Raw genomic sequence first — 20504 nt, forward strand, 5'->3', positions numbered from 1 at the left:
GGGCGGGGCTCGGGCTCCGGCTCGTCGGCCTCCTCGGAGCCGGTGTCCTCCACCGGATCATCCTCCGTGGCCTGGAAGGTGCTGGGGTCCGGCTCCGGCTCGATGACCTTCTCCTCGATGCGCAGGAGCGGCTCCTGCATCAACGCAGGGGCGCGAGCGGGGACAAGCAGCACGAGGCTGCAACACAGGCCGAGGAACGAGCGGAGCATCCGGACATCCGATGATAGGCGACAGGCTGGACGATCCGAAATCATGTGGTGCCTTCCGCCCGTGCTACAGGATCCCGTGGCGGGGGGATTGCTCGGGAGTGAATGAATGGCGGCGCCTGGAAGCGAGCTGGAACGACTGGTGGAGATCATGCGGCTTCTTCGGGCCGAGGGAGGCTGCCCGTGGGACCGCGAACAGGACCTGCGCTCGCTGCGCCCCTACCTGACCGAGGAGGCGTTCGAGGTCCTGGATGAAATGGACCGCGTCTCCGACGGCGGCCCGTGGCGCCCGCTGTGTGAAGAACTGGGGGATCTGCTCTTCCAGATTGTCTTCCACGCGCAGCTGGCGGCGGAGCTGGGCGAGTTCACCATGGCGGACGTCTGCGCGGCGATCAGCGACAAGATCACCAGCCGGCACCCGCACGTGTTCGGGGATCAGCAGGTGAAGGTGAACGGCGCCGAGCAGGTGCTGGCCAACTGGGCGCAGCTGAAGGCGGAGGAGCGCAAGAAGAAGACCGGGCGCGCGGGCTCCGTGCTGGACGGCGTGCCCACCGCGGCCCCGTCCCTGCTGCGCGCGGAGCGCCTGACGGAGAAGGCCAGCCGCATCGGCTTCGACTGGCCGGACCTGGCCGGGGTGCGCGGCAAGCTGGACGAGGAGCTGCGCGAACTGGACGAAGCCATCGCGTCAGGCGGCCGGGACGCCATCGAGCACGAGCTGGGGGACGTCCTGTTCTCGCTCGCGAACCTCGCGCGCTTCGTGAAGACGCCCGCGGAGGACGCGCTGCGCATGGCCACGCGCCGCTTCGTCACGCGCTTCCAGTACATCGAGGCGAAGCTGCACGAGGAGAACGTCCCGTTCGGCGGCGCCACGCTCGAGCACATGGAGCGCCACTGGCAGGCCGCGAAGGCCGTGGAGAAGGCGCTCCCCCCGCCCAGCCACCCGCCGCGCGCGTCCGTGGCCACCCTGCGCCTGGCGGTGCCGGACGTGGCGGCCCAGAAGGCCTTCTGGGACGAGCTGGCCTCCTGGCTGGGCTGGACGCCCACCCGGACGACGGATGGCACGGCGGCCTACACGGGCGCGGGCCTGGGGCTCGTCTTCATGCCGGGCGCCCAGGGACAGGTGGCGTCCGCGGTGGCCCTCACCCTGGAGGCCCCCTCCTTCGGGGGGGTCGCCCGGCTCCTGGAGCTGTTCCGGGCCCACCATCCGGGACGGTTGGTGCCGTGCGCCAACACCGAGGCGGGCTTCCAGTTCGTGGATCCCGCCGGGTTGCGGTGGGAATACGCCGCCCCTCCGGCATGATTCTTCCGGCGTGAGGCGTCGATGGGGCCCCGGGAGGCATTCCGGAGGCCTCCGGGGGTTCCGGAACTGGAAATCCTGATCGCGATCGCACGCGTGCCTTGACGCAATGGGGGCGTCGCAGTAAGGACGGCCCCTCTTTTTCCTTGCCTTGCCTTCCGCTGGAGCATTGCCTTGGCGAACACCAAGTCTGCAGAGAAGCGTTACCGCCAGTCCCTGAAGCGCCGCGCCCGGAACGTGAATGTCCGGACGTCCGTGAAGGACGCCGTCAAGTCCGCCCGCGAGGCCATTGCCTCCAAGGACGGTTCGAAGTTGACGGACTCGCTGAAGGCGGCTTCCAAGTCCCTCAACAAGGCGGCCAGCAAGGGCGTCCTGCACAAGCGCACCGCCGCGCGCCGCATCTCCCGGCTGGCCAAGGCCGCCGCGAAGAAGAAGGCCTAGTCGTCCCGTAGCACCACCGCGCGTTGAGGACCGGGTTCCCCGGTCCTCACCAGGTGCTGGCCAGCCGATCGTACCCGTCGCGCATGAGCAACTCCGCCAGGCGCGCCAGCGCGGCCTGACGGTTGGCCTCGGCTTCCAGGACGTTTCCGCGTCCCTGGAGGTAGTCCTCGGTCCCTGACACCACCGTCTCCCCGAGCAGCTGCCCCTCCTTGACGAGGCGCAGCCGCACCGTGGTGGAGACGCGGTAGTTGTTGCCGATGATGGTCGGGGAGGCCCAGACGTTGAGCACCGCCCCCTCAATCGTGGACGTGCAGTTCGGAGCGCTGGCCAGACGGCCCGCTTCGATGAGCTGCTGCCGCAGGTAGCGCGTGAAGAGGTTCTCCAGCGCGGGCTCCGGCGTCTCGTTGGCGAAGATGGGGGCGCACACCTGGCCCGTGCCCTCTGGCAGCGCGGAGCCCCACGGGCTGAAGCGGTAGCCGCACCCGGCTCCCAGCATCGCCACGGCCACCACGCCCCACCGGAACGCCTTCACCGCACCCACCTGAACCGCGCTCCTCGAGGGCCGCATGGGCGCGCACCCTACCCGGCCGCGATCCTCCGTCAAGCGCCGGGGCCGGCCAGCGGCGCGGCTTCGAGACCGGGCCCGTTGTCCCGCGGCGCGGGCTCCCTCAAGCGCCGGAGCCGGCCAGCGGTACTCCTCGCATGCGTCCGGCAGCCGCCAGCGTGTCGCGAGCCGCGGTGAGCCGTGCCTCGCGGGCCGAGCCCTTCAGCGCCATGCCCAGCGGCCACTGCATCCGCGTGCCGTCATCCAGCTCCAGCGTGAGGCCATGGTGGCGGTACAGCGCCGCGAGCCCCAGGCCGATGACGCCCGCCATGAAGGCCATGATCCGCACCGCCTGCGTGGGCGCCCAGAAGAGGCCCAGCGCTGTGAAGGCGAGCAGCCCCAGCGATTCGAAGTAGGGCCGCGTGCGCCACTCCAGCCGCCGCACCCTCGCCCAGGGCACCTCGAGCGTCGGGCCTCCGCCCGGGCGCCCCTGGAACGACAGTTGCGTGTCGTTCACCGCCAGGGCGCGTCGGTTGCCCAGGTCCAGCGCGAACGGGGAGACGCCCGGCAACGGCGCGGGCGACTCCGAAGCCTCGGGAGACCGGGGCGGCAGGGGCGCCTCCGGCAGCTCCGCGTTGCAGAAGGCACAGCGGCGCCGGGCCGCCGTCTGGGGGCGCCCGCAGGCGGAGCACATGACGAGCACTTCCGCGGGCACCGCCCCTCCCTCCCGCCGTCAGCCGACGACGAAGTTCACCAGCCGCTTGGGGACGAAGACGAACTTGCGCAGCGTCTTGCCTTCGAGGGCGGCCTTCACCTTGTCGTCCGCCTCCGCCGCCGCGCGCACATCCGCCTCGCCCGCGTCCGCCGCCACGCGCACCTCCGCGCGCAGCTTGCCGTTCACCTGCACGGCGTACGGAATCACGTCGTCCACCACCAGCGCCGGGTCGAACTCCGGCCAGGACTCCGTGACGGTGGACGCCTTCGCGCCGTAGGCCTCCGCCAGCTCGTCCGCGATGTGCGGCGCGAGGGGCGTGAGGATGCGCGCTAGCAGCCGCACCGCCTCCCCCATCGCCGCCTTCTCCGCGGGCGTCTCCGGCGTGCCCACCGCGTAGAGCGCGTTCACGCACTCCATGACGCCCGCGACGGCGGTGTTGAAGGACAGGCGCTCGATGGCCTCCGTCACGCGCTTGACGCACTTGTGGGCCGCGCGGCGCGTCTCCAGCGCCTTGCCCTCATAGGGGCCCGAGTACGTGGCCTCCGCCGAGGACGCGTGGTGCGTGGCTGCCAGCGTCCACACGCGCTTGAGGAAGCGGAACACGCCCTCCACCTGCTCGTGGGACCAGTCGAAGTCGCGCTCCGGCGGGCCCGCGAAGAGCACGTAGGTGCGCGCGGTGTCCGCGCCGTACTTCGCCACGATGGTGTTGGGCGCCACGCCGTTGCCGTAGCGCTTGCCCATCTTCCGGCCGTCCGCGCCGTTGACGATGCCCTGCGTGATCAGCCGAGTCACAGGCTCGTCCACCGGGGACAGCCCGAGGAGCTTCATCACCCGGGTCCAGAACCGGAAGTAGAGCAGGTGCATCACGCCGTGCTCGGGGCCGCCCACGTAGATGTCCACCGGCAGCCAGCGCTGGCCCTCCTTCGGGTCGAAGGGCGCCACGTCGTACTTCGGCGACAGGTAGCGCGCGAAGTACCAGCAGGAGTCGACGAAGGTGTCCATCGTCTCCGTCTCCCGGCGCGCGGAGCCACCGCACTTCGGGCAGGTCGCGTTGACGAACTCCGGCACCTTCGCGAGCGGCGGCTCCCCCTTGCCGGTGAGCACCGCCTGCGTGTCGATGTCCGGCAGCCGCACCGGGAGCTGCTCCATCGGGACGGGGATGCCCTTGCGCTCGGGGTCGCACTTCTCGCAGTAGACGATGGGGATGGGCGTGCCCCAGTAGCGCTGGCGGCTGAAGCCCCAGTCCTTCTGGCGGTACGTCACCGTGGCCTTGCCCTGCCCCTGTGACTCCAGCTTCGCGGCCAGCTTCACGCGCACTTCGGCCGAAGGCATGCCGGTGAAGACACCGGAGTCCACGAGGACGCCGTCCTCCGTGTACGCCGCGTCGAGCGTCTCACCGGCGCCGAGCTTGTCGCCGGACGCCGGCTGGATGACCACGCGCACGGGCAGCGAGTACTTGCGCGCGAAGGCGAAGTCGCGCGCGTCGTGCGCCGGGACGCTCATCACCGCGCCGGTGCCGTAGTCGCTCACCACGAAGTTGGCGATCCAGATGGGCACCGGCTGGCCCGTCACCGGGTTCAGCGCGTAGCCACCGGTGAAGACGCCCTCCTTCTCCGCGTCCTCGCCCAGCCGCTCCGTCTTGTTCTGCGCGGCCATCTTCTTCGCGAACGCGTCCACGTCCGCGCGGCGGTCCGCCGTCGTCACCTGGGCCACGAGCTTGTGGTCCGGCGCGAGCACCACGTAGGTGCAGCCGTAGAGCGTGTCCACGCGGGTGGTGAAGACGCGCAGGGCGGCGTCATGCCCCTGCACGCGGAAGTCCACCTCCGCGCCGTCCGAGCGGCCAATCCAGTTGCGCTGGGCCGAGGTGATGCGGTCCGGCCACTCCTTGAGCGTGTCGAGCGCGTCGAGCAGATCCTGCGAGTACTTCGTGATGCGGAACGCCCACTCGGGCATCTCCTTGTCCTGCACCTCGGAGTCGCAGCGCTCGCAGCGGCCGTCCTTCACCTGCTCGTTGGCGATGACGGTGTGGCAGCCGGTACACCAGTTCACCTTGCTGAAGCGGCGATAGACGAGCCCGCGCTCGAGCATCTGGAGGAAGAACCACTGGTTCCAGCGGTAGTACTCCGGCTGGCTGGTGTTGACCTCGCGCGTCCAGTCGTAGCTGTAGCCGAGCGTCTTGATCTCCGCCTTGAACGACTCGATGTTCTCGCGGGTGCGGATGGCCGGGTGGACGCCGTCCTTGATGGCCGCGTTCTCCGCCGGCAGGCCGAAGGCGTCCCAGCCCATGGGGTGCAGCACGTCGAAGCCGCGCATCTGGTAGTAGCGCGCGTAGACGTCCCCGATGAGGTAGTTGCGCACATGCCCCATGTGCATCTGGCCACTGGGGTACGGCAGCATCTCCAGGACGTACTTCTTCGGGGCATCCGGGCGCCTGCCTGCCCGGAAGAGGCCCTCCTGCTCCCAGCGGGTCTGCCACTTTCCTTCAATCGACTGCGGCTCGTAACGCTCGTTCATCGCCATGGCTTCTCGGTCTCTTAGCGGGAGGTAGGACACGCGGGCAACAAGTCTTGGCGCGTCGAAGGCCTGGACGGCTGGCGGCCCCGGGGCCCTGACCGGGAAACCCGGATGGGCGGGGACCCGGCAGGCCCCGGGCCGGGGCCAGGCTTCGCTCGGTGCTTGCCCTTGGGGCCGGGCACGACTAACTCGCCTTCCCGGTCTGGAGCAGAGGGAGAGCACCATGCAGGTCGTGAGTGTGAAGAAGGCCCTGTCGGGGGCCGTCGAAGCGGGCTCGAAGGTGGAGGTGCGCGGCTGGGTGCGGACGCGCCGCGACTCCAAGGCGGGCATCAGCTTCGTGAACGTGAGCGACGGGTCGGTCTTCGACCCCATCCAGGTCGTCGCGCCCAATTCGCTGCCCAACTACGAGAAGGAAATCCTGCACCTCACCGCGGGCGCCTCCGTCATCTGCCGGGGCACGCTGGTGCAGTCCCAGGGCAAGGGCCAGGCTTTCGAGATCCAGGCGGATGAGGTGCAGGTGCTGGGGCTGGTGGACGACCCGGACACCTACCCCATCCAGCCGAAGCAGCACTCGCTGGAGTTCCTGCGGGAGGTGGCGCACCTGCGAGTGCGCACCAACACCTTCGGGGCCATCACCCGCGTGCGCAACGCGGCGGCGCAGGCGGTGCACCGCTTCTTCCACTCGGAAGGCTTCTGCTGGGTGAACACGCCCATCATCACCGCGAGCGACGCGGAGGGCGCCGGGCAGATGTTCCGCGTGTCCACGCTGGACGCGCACAACCCGCCGCGTGGTCAGGACGGGAAGATCGACTGGGGCAAGGACTTCTTCGGCAAGGAGGCCTACCTCACCGTGTCCGGGCAGCTGAACGTGGAGGCGTACTGCCTGGCCATGTCCAAGGTCTACACGTTCGGCCCCACGTTCCGCGCGGAGAACAGCAACACCACGCGGCATCTGGCCGAGTTCTGGATGATTGAACCGGAGATCGCCTTCGCGGACCTCAACGAGGACGCGCTGCTGGCGGAGCGGTTCCTCAAGTACGTGTTCAAGGCCGTGCTGGACGAGTGCGCGCCGGACATGAAGTTCTTCGAGGAGCGCCAGCAGAAGGGCGTCACGGAGCGGATGGAGAAGTTCATCGGCTCCAGCTTCGAGCGCATCGACTACACGGACGCCGTCTCCATCCTCCAGAAGGCGAAGAAGAAGTTCGAGTACGCGCCGGAGTGGGGCAAGGACCTCCAGACGGAGCACGAGCGCTACCTCACCGAGGAGCACGTGGGCCGGCCCGTGGTGGTGATGAACTACCCGGAGGCCATCAAGGCCTTCTACATGCGCATCAACGAGGACGGGAAGACCGTGGCCGCGATGGACGTGCTCGCCCCGGGCATTGGCGAGATCATCGGCGGCAGCCAGCGCGAGGAGCGCCTGGACGTGCTGGACGCGCGCATGAGGAAGTTCGGCCTCGATCCCGCGCATTACCAGTGGTACCGCGACCTGCGCCGCTACGGCACGGTGCCGCACGCGGGCTTCGGCCTGGGGTTCGAGCGGCTCATCGTCTACATGTGCGGCCTGCAGAACATCCGCGACGCCATCCCCTACCCGCGCGTGCCGGGCTCCGCCACGTTCTAGTCAGCGCCAACGCGCAGTGAAGTCAGAGAGGGCCTTCCGTGGCGCGAACCACGGGAGGCCCTTCGTCTTTTCAGCCCTTCTTCGTGATGCCAGCGCGCTCCTGTGCGAGCGCGCCGAGCGCGGACCAGTCCTCATCGCCGCGCCCCTGGGCGACGCCGGTGAGGAAATGGTCTCGCAGCAGGCTCGCGAGTGGCAGCGGCACCTCCGCCGCCCTTCCCGCTTCGAGCGCCAGCGTCACGTCCTTGAGGCCCAGGCGCAGCGCGAAGCCCGCGGGCGTGTACTGCCCCTTCGCGATGGCGCCCGCGTAGTTCTCGAAGATGGGCGCCTTGGCGAAGACGGACTTGAAGACGTCCAGGAACGCGGCGCGCTCCACGCCGCACTTCTCCGCGAGCGCGAAGGACTCCGACAGCGCCTCCATCATCGACGCGATGAGGAAGTTGCCGGACAGCTTCACCGTGTTCGCGGCGGACGGCCGTTCCCCCAGCTCCGTGAGGCCGCGCCCCAGCGCCGTGAGCACCGGACGCACCCGCTCCACCTGCGCCTTCGGGCCCGCGGCGACCACCCAGAGCTGCTTGCCCGCGGCGGCTTCTGGCCGGCCGAAGACGGGAGCGGAGACGTAGCCCTGCCCCGCGTCCGTGTGCGCCTTCGTCAGGCGCTCCGACAACGCGACGGAGATGGTGCTGGAGGAGACATGGACGGCGCTCTTCGGCAATGCGCTGACGATGCCGTCCTTCCCCAGCACGGCTTCTTCCGCGGCGTGATCATCCGCGAGCATGGACACGACGACCTCCGCGTCGCGGGCGGCCTCCGCGGGCGTCTTCGCCACGCGCGCGCCCTGCTGTTTCAGCGGATCCGCCTTGGAGGCGGTGCGGTTCCAGACGACGAGCTCATGGCCCGCGCCGGCCAGGTTCTTCGCCATGGGCGTACCCATGTTCCCCAACCCGATGAAGCCGACCTTCATGGAGATGCTCCCTTCGTGCTCGCGTTCACGCTTCGTTCGACTGTTCTTCCGACACGTCCAGCCGCTCGAAGGCGCGGCCCAGGACGGCGACGCCCAGCGCCACCTCCGCGAAGAGTGCTCCCGCCGCCGCCAGCCCCGCGAGCGGAACCGCCCAGCGCCCCATGACAGTGAACAACGGATAGCCCACGAGGAGGGCCACCACGGCGGCAGGCAACAGTCCCAGGAACGTCACCACCAGCGTGCCCATCAGCGTGAGCAGCCGCTGGCCCAGCGCCTCCACGCCGCGTGCCCGCTCGGAGTCCGCGGGAATCCACGCGGGCAGCAGCACCACCGCCGCGTTCTGCACGAGCAGCCCCGCCAGTCCCAGCGCAGGCAACACCGACAAGAGGCCCAGCACCACCGGCGTGGACCATGGCGCGAGCGTCACATCGTCCGCGCCCACGCCCAGCACCAGCGCCACGAGCAACATCACCCACTGCGCCACGCCCAACGTCAGCGCGGACGCCGCCAGCTCCGCGCCCACCACCTGCCGCCCCGTGAGCGGCAGCGCGCGCAGGAGCTCCAGCTTCGGCAGGTCCATGCGCAGGTCGGTGCGGAACGCGCTCGGGCCAATCACGGCCATGGCCACCGCGACCATCAGCGCCATGGGCCCCAGGAACTCACGGCTGTTGGAGAACAACCGAGTGTCCCCCATCACCAGCGCGAACACGGCGCCCAGTACCCCGAAGGACAGCAGCATCGCCAGCCCGCTGCCCATGCGCCTGCGCGCGATGAGGTTCTTCCACAGGAGCGCGACCTCTGGACGCCCCCGGGCCTTCAGCACGAAGGGCACCCGGCCCACGCGCAGATTGCCCGAGCGCGCGGCCCGCTGTGCCCGCCGCCGCGTCCGCGCTTCCGCCCCGGCCACCGCGGAGTCCTCGAAGGGAACCTCCACCGCGAGCACCCAGGCGTAGTGCGCCACCAACAGCGCCAGCGACGCGGGCAGGTAGCGCAGGAAGCCCTCCCAGCTTCGCGCCATCGCGGGGGCCACCAGCGCCCGGCCCGGCCACAGCACCGCTCGGGGCCCGGGGGCGTTGAGCACATCTCGCAACCACTCGCGTACGGCGAAGGGTGCGGAGAGGTTCTCCGGCAGTGGGTTGTCGCGCAGCGTGGACAGCAGCGTGCCCATCCCCGCGACCAGGACCGCCGCCACGACCGCCCACCGCACCACGCTGCCCCAGCGCCCTTGAGACACGAGCCACGCGCGCACGAATGACGCCGCCGTGCCGTGCAGGTAGAGCGTCCCCATGGCCAGCGCCGCGCCCAGGAAGAAGAGCACCGGCTGGGGGCTGGTGAAGCGCCCCACGAAGAGGGTCGCCGCCAGCGCCGCGAGCATCGCGCTCAAGAGGCCGCGCAGCAGCTTGTAGTGCAGCAGCGCCTTGCGCGTGACGGGCGCGGCGAAGAAGGTCTGCACCTCCGTCTGCGTGAAGGTCAGCGCGGGCCGGTCCGCGCCCAGCACCCACGCCGTCACCAGCGTGCCCAGCACGGAGACCTCCAGCGAGAACTCCGCGAACAGCCTCGCGTTGGGCGACACCGCGCGGCCCGTGCCCTGTACGAAGACGCTGCGCCCCACCAGCGAGTACAGGTACGCGAGCCCCACCAGCGCGCCCAGGAGGTAGCGCGGACGCTTCAGCCGTTGCACCTGGCGCACCACCCGGTTGCGCCACGTCCTCACCCAGAGGAACGCCACCGCGCTCGGGAAGCTCACGCCGGTTCGGTCCCCCGCGCTTCCGCCTCCTCCGACGCCGCGCTGGTGATGCGCACGAACAGCTCCTCCAGCGACGCGCCGTCCCCGGCTCCGCCCGCCATCTGCTCGCGAATCTCCGCCAGCGAACCCAGCGCCACCGCGCGCCCTCCGGCGATGACGAGCAGCCGGTGGCACAGCTCCTCCACCAGCGGGAGCAGGTGCGACGACAGCACCAGCGCCGTGCCCTCCTCCGAGCGGCGGCGCAGCGAGGCCTTCATGCGGCGGATGCCCAGCGGATCCAACCCCGTCAGCGGTTCATCCAGGAGGATGAGCCGGGGCTGGTGCAGGAAGCCGCACGCGATGGACAGCTTCTGCTTCATGCCCCGCGACAGCTCACCCGGCAGTGACTTCTCCCGGCCCGTGAGCTCCATCTCCGCCAGGAGCTCGCGGCCCCGCTCCTCCCAATCCTCCACGCCGTAGAGGCGCGCGGTGAAGTTCAGGTGCTCCCAGACGGTGAGGTACTCGAAGAAGCGCGGCTCGTCCGGGAGGAAGGCCAGCTGGCGCTTCGCCTCCACCGGCGCCTGCGCCACGTCGAAGCCCGCCACCCGCACGCGCCCCTCGGAGGCCGGAAGGATTCCGGCCAGGCACCGCAGCGTGGACGTCTTGCCCGCGCCGTTGGGCCCCACCAGCCCCAGCACCTCGCCCGGTGCCACCTGGAAGGACAGGCCGCGCACTGCCCGCACCGCGCCGTACGTCTTCTCCAGCCCTTCGACGTCCAGCGCCGGTTCCATGCGTGCCCTTGGGATTCCTGTCGAAGCTCAGCCGAGCTTCAGCAGTTCCTTCACCGTGTCCAGCACCACGCGGGCCTGCACGGGTTTCACCAGGTAGGCCGTGGCTCCCAGCGCCATGGCCCGCTCGCGGTCCGCCGCCGCGCCCTCCGTCGTCACCACGACGATGGGCACCGCCCGGTGCTCTTCCGTCTGGCGGATGTGGTGGATGAGCTTCAGCCCGTCCATCAACGGCATGTTGATGTCCGTCATCACCAGGTCGAAGCGGCCCTGCGTGGAGAGCTTCTTCAGCCCCTCCACGCCGTCCTGTGCCTCGATGCAGACCACGCCGGCCAGGCGCTGGAGCGCGTACATGATGCTGCGGCGCATGGCCTGCGAGTCATCCACCACCAGCGCGCGGATCTGCTGCGACATGGACACCAGCCTAGCACCCGCACGCCATCCGGCCCGGGATTGTGCGGCGGCTGTCATGCAGCCAGCGATTCACTGCCCGCTGGACTGCCGTCGGCGCCGCACCAGCGCGGCCAGCTCCGTCCCGATGGCGTCCAGGGCCAGCACCCGGCTCACCGCGCCCGTGGCGATGGCCTCCTTGGGCATGCCGTACACCACCGCCGTGTCCTCGGACTCGGCCCACGTCTCGCCGCCCTCGCGGCGGACCGCGCGTACGCCCTGCGCCCCATCCGCTCCCATCCCCGTCAGCACCACCGCCACCGCGCGCGGGCCCAGCACGTCCGCCGCGCTCTCGAAGAGCCGGTCCACCGACGGTGCGTACTTGTCCGCGGGCACGGGCGACGGCGTGCGCAGCTCCAGGCGCCCGGTGCGGTCGGACAGCAACAGGTGGCGGCCTCCCGGCGCGATGTAGACGTGGCCCGGCTTCACCATGTCGCCCTCGCACGCCTCCCTCACCGTGAAGGGGCCGATGCGGTCCAACCGCTCCGCGAAGGCCTTGGTGAACTGCGACGGCATGTGCTGGCCCACCAGCACGCTCACGGTCGGCTCGGCGGCCAGTCCCTCCAGGAGCCGCTGCACCGCGGGAGGCCCGCCGGTGGACGCGCCCACGGCGATGATCTGCGGCACATCCCCCGACAGCACGACGCCGCGCGGCGCGGCTCCGTGGCGTCCCCCGGCCTTCACGTGGCGCGCCGCGAGCACCTTGTCGATGAGCTCGCGCCGCAGGTGCTCCAGCGCCGCTGGCGTGACCTGGGGCGGCTTGGCGATGAAGTCGAACGCGCCCAACTCCAGCGCCTTGCCCACGTCCGAGCGGTGCGCGTAGCTGGAGATGACGATGACGGGCGTGGGCGCCGCGCGCATGAGCAGCCGCAGGAACGTGTGGCCTCCCAGCCGGGGCATCTCCAGGTCCAGCGTCACCACGTCGGGCTTCAGGTCCAGGACCTTCCTGAGCCCCTCCTCGCCGTCCTGGGCCCAGTCCAGCACCATCACCTCCTGGGAGGACTCCAGCAGCGTGGTGAGAGTGCGGCGGTTGGTGGCCGAGTCGTCGATGACGAGCACCGTGAGCGGGCGTCCCATCAGCGGCCCTCCCCGCCCGGAAGCTCGGGCCGGCGGTAGACGAGGTCGCCCTTCAGGTGCACCAGTTCGAAGTCCGCGCCCAGGCTGAGCAGGTTCTCCGCGTGTCCCAGGAGCAGGTAGCCCCCGGGACAGAGCCGGTCGCGGATGACGCCCAGCACGCGGCGGCGCGCGGCCAGGTCGAAGTAGATCATCACGTTGCGGCAGAAGACGACGTCCGAGCGCGGCACCAGCTGGCTGCCCGCCACGTCCGAAAGGTTGTGGTGGCCGAAGTTCACCCACGCCTTCACGTCGTCGCGCACGCGGACGCGGTTCACCCCCGCGGGCACGAAGTAGCGCTCCAGCAGGTCCGGCGGCGTCGCGCGCAGGGCGCTGGGGCCGTACTCGGCGCGGCGGGCCACGGCCAGCACGCGGCGCGACAGGTCCGTGCCCAGGACCTCCACGTCCCAGTCGTCGAAGCGGCCGCTCTCCTTGAGCAGCATGGCCAGCGTGTACGCCTCCTCACCGGAGGAACACCCCGCCGACCACAGCCGCAGCCGCCGTGTGTGTGCGTTGCGCTTCTCCAGGATGGGGAGCAACTCCTCGCAGAAGGCCTTGAGCTGCGCGGGTTCGCGGAAGAAGTACGTCTCGTGCGTGGTGAGGGACTCCACCGCCGCTTCCAGCTCCGCGCTGCGCTGGGCGTCGTAGCGCAGGTAGCGGTGGTAGGAGCCGAAGTCCTGGATCCCCAGCGCCTCCAGCCGGGGCCACAGCCGGCGCTCCATCACGAACTTCATGTTCTCGTGGATGAGGATTCCGCAGTGCGCGTAGACGTGGTCACGCAGCAGCCGGAACTCCTCCAGCGTCATCTCAGGGCGGCCCTCGTCGAAGCGTGGCATCCAAGTCCTCCCCTCAGCGCCCCGACAACCGGACGACCGCTTCCGCCAGCGCCACCTGGGCCAGCGCGTCCTGCTCCACCGCCATCGCCTGTTCGAGCGCGGGCAGGCACTCCGGCCGCCCCAGCCCGCCCAGCACGCGCGCCGCGGTCGCACGCACGTCCCAGCGGGGATGCCCCAGCAGCGACACCGCCAGCGCCGCCCCATCCGCCGAGGCCTCCGCCGACCCCAGCGCCGCCAACGCCGCCTTCACCACCTCCGCGTCGTGATGGCTGAGCGCGTCCCACAGCACGCCCGCGCCCACCGTGCCCAGCTTCGTCAGCGCGCGCACCGCCAGCATCGCGAGCGCGCCGTCGCCATGGCGCACCAGGGCCTCCAGGTCCGGCGAGCGCTCCTTCGCGCCCGCCACGCCCACGGCCTCCACCGCGGCCACTCGCACACCGCGGTCCTCGTCCTTCAGCGCGAGCCCCAGGAACGTCGCGGCCTCCCTACCGCCCTGCTGCCCCAGGGAGCGCACCGCGGCGATGCGCACCTTGGGGGACTCGTCCGCCAGCGCGCCGCGCGCCAGCTCCATGCCGGCCTCGCCGTCCGCCCGGCCCGCGGCCTCCACCGCCGCCGCGCGCCAGGAAGCGTCTTCATCGCGAGCAATCCGCCGCAGCACGGGCAGTACCCGCGCTCCACCCAACCGGCCCAGCACCGCCACCGCCGCGGGCGTCGTGCGCTGCTCCACCGCCGCCTCAAACGCGGCCAGCGCCGTCAGCGGGTGTGCCACGGTCAGCTGCTCCAGCGCTCGCGCCGCCATGCCCGACAGCGCGGGGTCCGAGAGCAGCTCCACCAGCGGCGCCACGGCGTCCGGCGAGTGCGTGCGCCCCAGCGCGCGCACCACCACCGCGCGCAGGTCGTCCTCCGCCCACTCCAGGAGCGCGCACAACTCCGGCACCGACGTCGAGTCCACCAGCAGCACCAGTGCCTCGGCAGCCACCGTGCGCGCGGGCAACGACAGCGTGCCCATGCTCCCGAGCAGCAGGCGCCGGCCCTCCGGCCCCAGCTGGCCCAGCGTGAAGAGCACCTCGCGCAGCAGCCGGTCCTCGCGCGCCACCTCCGCCACCGCCACCGCGAGCGACGCTTCGCCCAGCGCTCCGGCCGCCACCAGCGCGCCGGCCCGCACCCGGACGTCATCGCCGTTCAGGGCCTGCGCCACGTGCGCCGTCACTCCCGGGATGCCGCTCAGCACCGAGCGAGCCACGGCATCCAGCTCACCGCGCTCGTACGGGCCCAGCCCCACGGCCTGCTTCCCCAGCGCGACGAGCGCCGCCTCGCGCACCGAGCGCACTGGCGACGCCAGCGCCCGGCAGATGCGCTCCGTGGACACGCCCGGGGGGTACAGGCCGAGGAGCCGCAGGGCGCTGCGCTGTACCCCCGGGTCCTCGACCAGCGCCAGCACCCGCACCAACGGGGGCGCGCGCTTGAGCGACGCGAGCCCCTCCAGCGCGGCCAGTCGCAACAGGGGCGTGGGCGCGTCCAGCAGGCCTTCCAGCGCCCGCGCCGCGGCGTCCCCGCCCATCCGGCCCAGCGCCTCCGCGGCCGCCACGCGCACGTTGAGGTCGTCGTCGGAGAGCGCGCGCAGGAGCACGTCCTCCACCTCCGGACGGCCCAGCTGGCCCAGGATGTCCGCCGCCAGCTTCCGCTGATCCGGATCCTCGTGCTCCAGCAGGTGCACCAGCGGCGGGATCGCCACCGGGCCCATTCCGGCCAGCGCCTCGGCCGCCGCGTTGCGCGCGCCCGTCTCGCCGCGCTTGCCCAGGACGGAGATGAGCCGCGCGGTGACGCTCCGCGCATCCGGCACGTGGCGCAGTCCTTCCGCCGCCGCGTGGCGCACGCGCCAGCTCTCGTCATGCAGACCGGTGGTGAAGGTCTCCAGGGCTCCGGGCGCACGCGGATCCACCGCCTGCAATGCCCGATACCGCGCCTCTTCCTGCCCCGCGGGGGACCGCACCGTGTCGCTCATCCGCCGTCCTCCTTCGGGGCTCGTGTTGCTCGGTTTGGCTCCATCCTGCTCGAAGCCGCCGGGGGAGTCGCGTCCCACGAGACTGCTCCCACCGCAGGTGGGCAGCCCCGCGCCGGATGGAAACGTTCACCTTCGCACCCTTCGCCACACGCGGCGCGCTCAGGCCTCCTGGAGCTCCGAGTCCCAGCCCTCCTGACCGAAGAACCAGAGCGAGTAGACGCCCAGCACCGTACCTAGCGGAAAAGTGGGCAGGGCCACGAGGGCGAGCAACGTCGCCAGGCCCTTGGAGACGGGGCGGCCGCGCACGAGCCCCAGGCCCAGGGCGAGCCCTGCGATGGACGCCGCCAGGAGCACCACGAAGATGCCCGCCATCGCGAGGACGAGCGGGTTCTCCCACACCGGCATCGCGGGGGCGGACCTGCCGGCGGCGACGACGAAGCCCAGGGCGGCCGTGACGTACGCCAGCACGCCCGTGCCCGCCAGCATCAGCGTGTGCACGAACAGGTAGAGGAACCCCAGGGACTTCCGGTGCCCGCTCAGGTCTCGCATGAGGCCCCCTCCTAAAGCCGGGATGCGCACGCCGAAAACGCGCGCTCAGCCAGCGGGCGGCGGGCGGGAGTCGCGCTCCAGCTCCGCGCGCAGGAGCGCCTTCAAGTCCAAGAGCAGCCGCAGCCGCTCCGGCGGTCCGCACACGCCCACCACGAACGGCGTGCGCCCCCCGGCCATGAGCGCCGGCGCGGGCTTGATGTCAGCCCGGCGCACGCGCAGCACCTCCGCCACGCGGTCCACCCGCGTCACCACGCGCCGCGTTCCCAGACGGCACACGAGCAGGCGCGTGCGCCGCGTCTCCTGCGCTGGCTCGCCCAGCAAGCGCCGTCGCAGGTCCACCACGGGCAGCATCGCGCCGCGCAGGTGCAGCACTCCCTCCACGAAGGCGGGCGCGTGCGGGATGGGAATCACGCGCTGGGGCGGGAGGATCTCCTCCACGCGCATGATGTCCAGCACGTACTCCTCGTTGCCCACGAAGAAGGCGCACAGCTGCACCTCGGCCGAGGGCGTCTCGGAGGTCTTCTCGCCGCGCGGTCGGCGGACCATCAGGTTCACGGGGTCCGTCATGGGGCGAGCGCCTGCTCCGGATCCAACAGGATGTAGAGCTGCGAGCCCTTGCGCCCCAACCCCGCCACGCAGTCCCGGTCTCCACGCAGCCCCGCGGGCGACAGCTCCACCATGGACGGCTTGAGCCGCACCACACCCGCCACCGAGTCCACCCATACGCCCGCGGGCCCGTCCTCCGTCTTGAGCACCAGGATGCGCGAGGCCCGGGGCGGCAGGCCCGCGTCCGGCCCCGCCACCAGTGGCGGCACGTCCGCCAGCCGCAGCCGCAGCTTCACGTCGTAGACGGGCAACAGCTCCCCGCGCAGGTTCATCACGCCCAACAGCTGCGGCTCCGCGCGCGGAATCTCCGTGAGCAGCGGCACCTTGCAGATCTCCCTCACCGCGAGGATGGGCACCGCGTAGCACTCCGCCTCCAGGCGGAAGGCCAGGTACTCGACGGGCTCCTCCTCCAGCAGAGGCTGCGCCAGGTCGTCACTGCCCGCGGCGAAGTCCAGCAGGCCGCCGACGTCCTCGTCCGGACGGTAGAAGAACGCGTCGAGCAGGGCTTCGAAACGGGACACGCCCGGGAGGATAGCAGCCCCCGGCGTGGACGCCTCAAGCGCGGCGCCGCTCCTGCGCGATGCCCTCTTCCAGGAGTTCCGCGACATCCAGCACCAGGACGGTGCGGCGGTTGCCCAGGTCGGTGGCGCCGGAGATGCCCTTCACGCGGCTCAGCCGGCCGCCCAGGGGCTTGGTGACGATGTCCTGCTGGCCGAAGAGCTCGTCCACCGCGATGCCCAGCCGCTGCTGCGCCAGGCCCACCACGACGACGAAGTGGCGGCTCACCTCGCGCTCCGGCAGGTGGAACAGGCGCCCCAGACGCAGGAAGGGCAGCGTCTGGCCGCGCAGGTCCAACACCTCGCGCCGCTCCACGGTGCGGATGTCGCGCGGCTGCACGGACAGGATTTCCAGCACGCTGTTGAGCGGCACCGCGTAGGTGCGGCCGCTGACGCCCACCACCAGCGCGCGCACGATGGCCAGCGTCACCGGCAGCGTCAGGTGGAAGGCCGTGCCCTTCCCGCGCTCGCTCCACACGTCGATGATGCCGGAGAGGTTGCCCAGGTTGTTCTTCACCACGTCCAGGCCCACGCCTCTTCCGGAGAGCGAGCTGACGCTGGAGCGGGTGGAGAAGCCCGGCAGGAAGATGAGGTTGAGCAGCTCGCGCCGCGTCATCTCACTGACCTGCGACGGGGTGACGAGCCCGCGCGACAGCGCCACCTCGCGCACGCGCACCTCGTCGATGCCCGAGCCGTCGTCGGACACGCTGATGACGACGTGGTTGCCCTTCTGCTCCGCGCGCAGCCGAACCGTCGCGCGCCGGGACTTGCCCGCGGACAGCCGCGACTCCGGGCCCTCCGCGCCATGGTCGATGGCGTTGCGGATGAGGTGCATCAGCGGGTCGCTGAGCTCCTCCACGATGAGCTTGTCCAGCTCCACCTCGCCGCCGGAGCTGACGAAGTCGATCTCCTTGCCGGCCTCGCGGGCAATCTTGCGCACCAGCCGCGCCAGCTTGTCGAAGACCTGGCCCACCGGGACCATGCGCGCTTCGAGCAGCCCCTCCTGGAGCGCCTCCAGCTTGCGCTCCAGCTGCCGCGTCTCCCGCGACAGCTCCTGGCCAAAGAGCTTGGACAGCGCGACGGTGCCGTCCTGCCGGGACGTCTCCGCCAGCCGCTGGAGGTTGGCCTTGATGAGCAGCAGCTCGCCCACCATGTTGATGAGCCCGTCCAACCGCCCGATGTCCACGCGCACGGTCTGCGTGAGCGAGCGCAGGGACGTCTCTTCCGCCTTGGGGCGGCCCGCGGTGAGGGGCGCGGACGCGGCGGCCTGGAGCCCCACCACCGTGGCCGGAGGCGTCACCGCCCGCATGCGCGGAGGGCTTGCTCCCGGGTGCGCGGACACGGTCGCGAGGCCTCGGGTCTCCACCGGCCCCTCCGCGTCCTCGTCCTCCGGAGGCAGCACCTCGACGTCCTCGCGCACGGTCGCGGCATCGCGTGGCCGAGGCATGTCGAACGCGGGCCCCGTCGAGCCCGATTCCGGCGGCCGGACGGACAGCGGCGCCAGCTCCGCGGGCGTGCCCCGGAGGCCGTCCTCCAGCGCTTGCGCGCCCACCTTCGCGCCGAAGATGAGATCGAACGCGATGCCGGTGGAGCCGCCCGGCCGCGACGAGGGCAGCGTGCTGATGACCTCGCCCAGGGGCTTGAGGCGCGCGTTCAGGTCCGCGAGTCCCTGGTCGAAGTCCGTGAGGTCGAACGCCGCGCGCACCCGCCACAGCGCCACCCCGCGCCGCACGTTCTCGCGCAGCCGGTGTTCCTCGTACTCGGTGAAGACGGCGCGCACCGTCGCGTCCAGCTCCAGCCGCTCCAGCGGATCCTCTTCCACGGCGGGCGGGGGCGACCCCAGCCGCGCCATGCGGTCCTCCATGTCGCGGGTGCGCTGGGAGAGCTCGGGGCCCTCCTCGCTCCGGGACGCCTCTCCGAGCAGCGCCTGGAACGTGTCCAGCGCGTCCACCAGCGTGTCCAGGACCTGGTCGTCCAGCGTCAGCCGGCCCAGCCGAAGCCGGTCCAGCAGGTCCTCCGCCGCGTGCGCCAGCTGGGTGATGCGCTCCTGGCCGAAGAGGCCCGACAGGCCCTTGAGCGAGTGCGCCGCGCGGAAGATGCCGTTGATGTGCTCGGGGTCCGCCTCCAGGCCCCGCGCCTCGTCCAGGGCCAGCAGGTCGCGGCCCAGCGCATCCAGGATTTCGGTGGCCTCGGCGACGAACTCCGCGAGCGCCTTGCCCCCAGGCGTCACAGCGGCTTCAGGAAGCGCCGCAGGAGCGCCTCCAGGTCCGCCGGCTGGAACGGCTTCACCAGGTAACCAGCGGCGCCCAGCGCCATGCCCCGCGAACGGTCCTGCTCACGCCCCTCGGTGGTGACGATGATGAGCGGCACGTCCCGGTAGTTGGGGTTCTTCTTGACGAAGTTGATGAGTTCCAGCCCGTTGATGTCGGGCATGTTGATGTCGGTGATGATCAGGTCGAAGCGCTGACGCGGCAGCAGCTTCAGCGCCTCGAAGCCGCTGGCGGTGGTGACGGCCTCGACGCCGTCCACGGCCTCCACGGTCGCGGCGATGTGCTCGCGCGACACCTTGGAGTCCTCGACGATCAACACCTTGAACTTCATCGCGCGCGCCTCAAGGGCCGGATGCTAGCAGAACCCCTGTCTGGCCGCTGTGCGTCAACCCTTCCGGGATGACAGCGACCCGACAAGGCCCTTGTCCGCGAGGAGGGACACCCGTCCCCCCTTGAACGCGGGCAGGAACTGCCGCTGGTACGCCTCCGCCCGAGCGGAGTCGCTCAAGGAAGACCCCTGAGGCACCTCCAAGGCCACGGACTCCACCTTCGCGCGGCTCAAGACCTTCGCTGCGCCCGCCAGCGCCTCACCCAGCGAGGCCGCGTCCATGCGCTTCCGGGAGCCCAGCCCCACCACGAAGATGCGCGGCACGGTCAGCTTCCCGTCCGACGGCAACAGGAGCCAGTCGTCCTTCACGCCGGTGAAGAACCCACCCTGGAGCACGCGCGACAGGGCGCCGCACAGCCGCCAGTCCACGTAGCCGGCGGAGGACGGCAGGGGGCGGTCGTCCTCGGCCACGAAGAGGCAGAGGGCGTCCACCCCGTTCAGCGCGTCCAGGCCCTCCAGGCCCACGTCCAGGGTCTGCGTCTGGCTCACGGCTTCCCGAGCGCCACCGCGACGCGGTCCAAGAGGCCGTTGACGAAGGCGCTCGACTCCTCGTTGCCGAAGTTCTTCCCCAGCTCCACCGCCTCGTTGATGGTCACCTTGCGGGGGATGTCCGGGCGGTACTTCAGCTCGAAGATGCCCAGCCGCAGCACGTTCCGGTCGATACGGGACATGCGGTCCAGGCGCCAGTTGTGGCTGTGGCGTTCGATGAGCCCGTCAATCTCCTCGCGGTGGGCCTCCACGCCCTCCACGATCTCCTTGGCGAACTTCACCGCGTCCGGCTCCGGCGTACCGTCCTCCGAGGAGGCGGCCCACGCCGCGTCCAGGGCCTCCCGCGTGGTGGCGCCCTGGGTCATCTCCAACTTGTAGAGCGCCTGCAGCGCCCGCTCTCGTGCCGTTCTGCGCGCGCCCATCGC

21 protein-coding genes are annotated in these 20504 nt (G+C 71.1%); 3 read left to right on the forward strand and 18 right to left on the reverse strand.

The window, feature by feature from the left end:
- Positions 1–209 (reverse strand): hypothetical protein (locus D7V77_RS11265; protein WP_199733766.1); only part of this gene is annotated, 209 nt, incomplete at its 3' end.
- Between the two features lie 106 nt (positions 210–315).
- Between D7V77_RS11265 and mazG the strand changes: the two genes are divergently transcribed.
- Both mazG and rpsT read left to right on the forward strand, forming a co-directional pair.
- A complete protein-coding gene (mazG, locus tag D7V77_RS11270; protein ID WP_120576274.1) occupies positions 316–1506 on the forward strand; it encodes a nucleoside triphosphate pyrophosphohydrolase in 1191 nt (396 codons plus the stop codon).
- A 171-nt stretch (positions 1507–1677) separates the two neighbouring features.
- Positions 1678–1944, forward strand: coding sequence for a 30S ribosomal protein S20 (rpsT, locus tag D7V77_RS11275; protein WP_120576275.1), 267 nt, complete (start codon positions 1678–1680; stop codon positions 1942–1944).
- A 46-nt stretch (positions 1945–1990) separates the two neighbouring features.
- On the opposite strand, the gene lptE is transcribed toward rpsT, so the two are convergent.
- The 3 genes from lptE to leuS all read right to left on the reverse strand — a co-directional run bounded on the left by lptE (position 1991) and on the right by leuS (position 5723).
- Positions 1991–2512, reverse strand: a complete 522-nt coding sequence (gene lptE / locus D7V77_RS11280; RefSeq protein ID WP_120576276.1) for an LPS assembly lipoprotein LptE — start codon at positions 2510–2512, stop codon at positions 1991–1993.
- A gap of 100 nt (positions 2513–2612) precedes the next feature.
- Entirely contained in the window at positions 2613–3203 is a 591-nt protein-coding gene (locus tag D7V77_RS11285; protein WP_120576277.1) for a hypothetical protein, read from the reverse strand.
- 18 nt (positions 3204–3221) lie between these two features.
- Positions 3222–5723, reverse strand: coding sequence for a leucine--tRNA ligase (gene leuS, locus D7V77_RS11290; protein WP_120576278.1), 2502 nt, complete (start codon positions 5721–5723; stop codon positions 3222–3224).
- Between the two features lie 217 nt (positions 5724–5940).
- Here leuS and asnS point away from each other — a divergent pair, with 217 nt between their 5' ends.
- Positions 5941–7341 (forward strand): asparagine--tRNA ligase, encoded by a 1401-nt coding sequence (gene asnS / locus D7V77_RS11295; protein ID WP_120576279.1) that lies wholly within the window; start codon positions 5941–5943, stop codon positions 7339–7341.
- A 70-nt stretch (positions 7342–7411) separates the two neighbouring features.
- Here the strand turns inward: asnS and D7V77_RS11300 are convergent, their stop codons facing one another.
- The 14 genes from D7V77_RS11300 to nusB form a co-directional block, all read right to left on the reverse strand.
- A complete protein-coding gene (locus D7V77_RS11300) occupies positions 7412–8302 on the reverse strand; it encodes an NAD(P)-dependent oxidoreductase (RefSeq protein WP_120576280.1) in 891 nt (296 codons plus the stop codon).
- 25 nt (positions 8303–8327) lie between these two features.
- A complete protein-coding gene (locus D7V77_RS11305; RefSeq protein ID WP_120576281.1) occupies positions 8328–10049 on the reverse strand; it encodes a putative ABC exporter domain-containing protein in 1722 nt (573 codons plus the stop codon).
- A complete protein-coding gene (locus D7V77_RS11310; RefSeq protein WP_120576282.1) occupies positions 10046–10819 on the reverse strand; it encodes an ABC transporter ATP-binding protein in 774 nt (257 codons plus the stop codon). Before D7V77_RS11310 ends, D7V77_RS11305 begins: the two co-directional genes overlap by 4 nt.
- A 27-nt stretch (positions 10820–10846) precedes the next feature.
- Positions 10847–11230: a response regulator gene (locus tag D7V77_RS11315; protein ID WP_120576283.1), complete on the reverse strand. Its 384-nt coding sequence runs from the start codon at positions 11228–11230 to the stop codon at positions 10847–10849.
- 69 nt (positions 11231–11299) lie between these two features.
- The gene (gene cheB, locus D7V77_RS11320; RefSeq protein WP_120576284.1) at positions 11300–12343 is read right to left on the reverse strand and encodes a chemotaxis-specific protein-glutamate methyltransferase CheB; all 1044 of its coding nucleotides are present in this window, start codon (positions 12341–12343) and stop codon (positions 11300–11302) included.
- Positions 12343–13215 (reverse strand): protein-glutamate O-methyltransferase CheR, encoded by an 873-nt coding sequence (locus tag D7V77_RS11325; protein ID WP_180945998.1) that lies wholly within the window; start codon positions 13213–13215, stop codon positions 12343–12345. The genes cheB and D7V77_RS11325 overlap by 1 nt, the downstream gene beginning before the upstream one ends.
- Positions 13216–13228: 13 nt before the next feature.
- Entirely contained in the window at positions 13229–15220 is a 1992-nt protein-coding gene (locus tag D7V77_RS11330) for a HEAT repeat domain-containing protein (RefSeq protein WP_120576285.1), read from the reverse strand.
- Positions 15221–15379: 159 nt separating this feature from the next.
- On the reverse strand, positions 15380–15769 hold the full coding sequence (locus D7V77_RS11335) for a hypothetical protein (protein ID WP_120576286.1): 390 nt from the start codon (positions 15767–15769) through the stop codon (positions 15380–15382).
- 45 nt (positions 15770–15814) lie between these two features.
- Entirely contained in the window at positions 15815–16336 is a 522-nt protein-coding gene (locus D7V77_RS11340; protein WP_120576287.1) for a chemotaxis protein CheW, read from the reverse strand.
- On the reverse strand, positions 16333–16896 hold the full coding sequence (locus tag D7V77_RS11345) for a chemotaxis protein CheW (RefSeq protein ID WP_120576288.1): 564 nt from the start codon (positions 16894–16896) through the stop codon (positions 16333–16335). The genes D7V77_RS11340 and D7V77_RS11345 overlap by 4 nt, the downstream gene beginning before the upstream one ends.
- Positions 16897–16930: 34 nt before the next feature.
- Complete coding sequence (locus D7V77_RS11350; protein ID WP_120576289.1) at positions 16931–19162, reverse strand: chemotaxis protein CheA; 2232 nt, start codon at positions 19160–19162, stop codon at positions 16931–16933.
- Entirely contained in the window at positions 19159–19533 is a 375-nt protein-coding gene (locus D7V77_RS11355) for a response regulator (protein WP_120567722.1), read from the reverse strand. The genes D7V77_RS11350 and D7V77_RS11355 overlap by 4 nt, the downstream gene beginning before the upstream one ends.
- A gap of 54 nt (positions 19534–19587) precedes the next feature.
- The gene (locus D7V77_RS11360) at positions 19588–20079 is read right to left on the reverse strand and encodes a M17 family peptidase N-terminal domain-containing protein (protein WP_120576290.1); all 492 of its coding nucleotides are present in this window, start codon (positions 20077–20079) and stop codon (positions 19588–19590) included.
- On the reverse strand, positions 20076–20501 hold the full coding sequence (gene nusB, locus D7V77_RS11365) for a transcription antitermination factor NusB (protein ID WP_120576291.1): 426 nt from the start codon (positions 20499–20501) through the stop codon (positions 20076–20078). Before nusB ends, D7V77_RS11360 begins: the two co-directional genes overlap by 4 nt.
- Positions 20502–20504 lie beyond the last annotated feature (3 nt).

Source organism: Corallococcus sp. CA041A, assembly GCF_003612075.1.
In the GTDB taxonomy this organism is placed as follows: domain Bacteria; phylum Myxococcota; class Myxococcia; order Myxococcales; family Myxococcaceae; genus Corallococcus; species Corallococcus exiguus.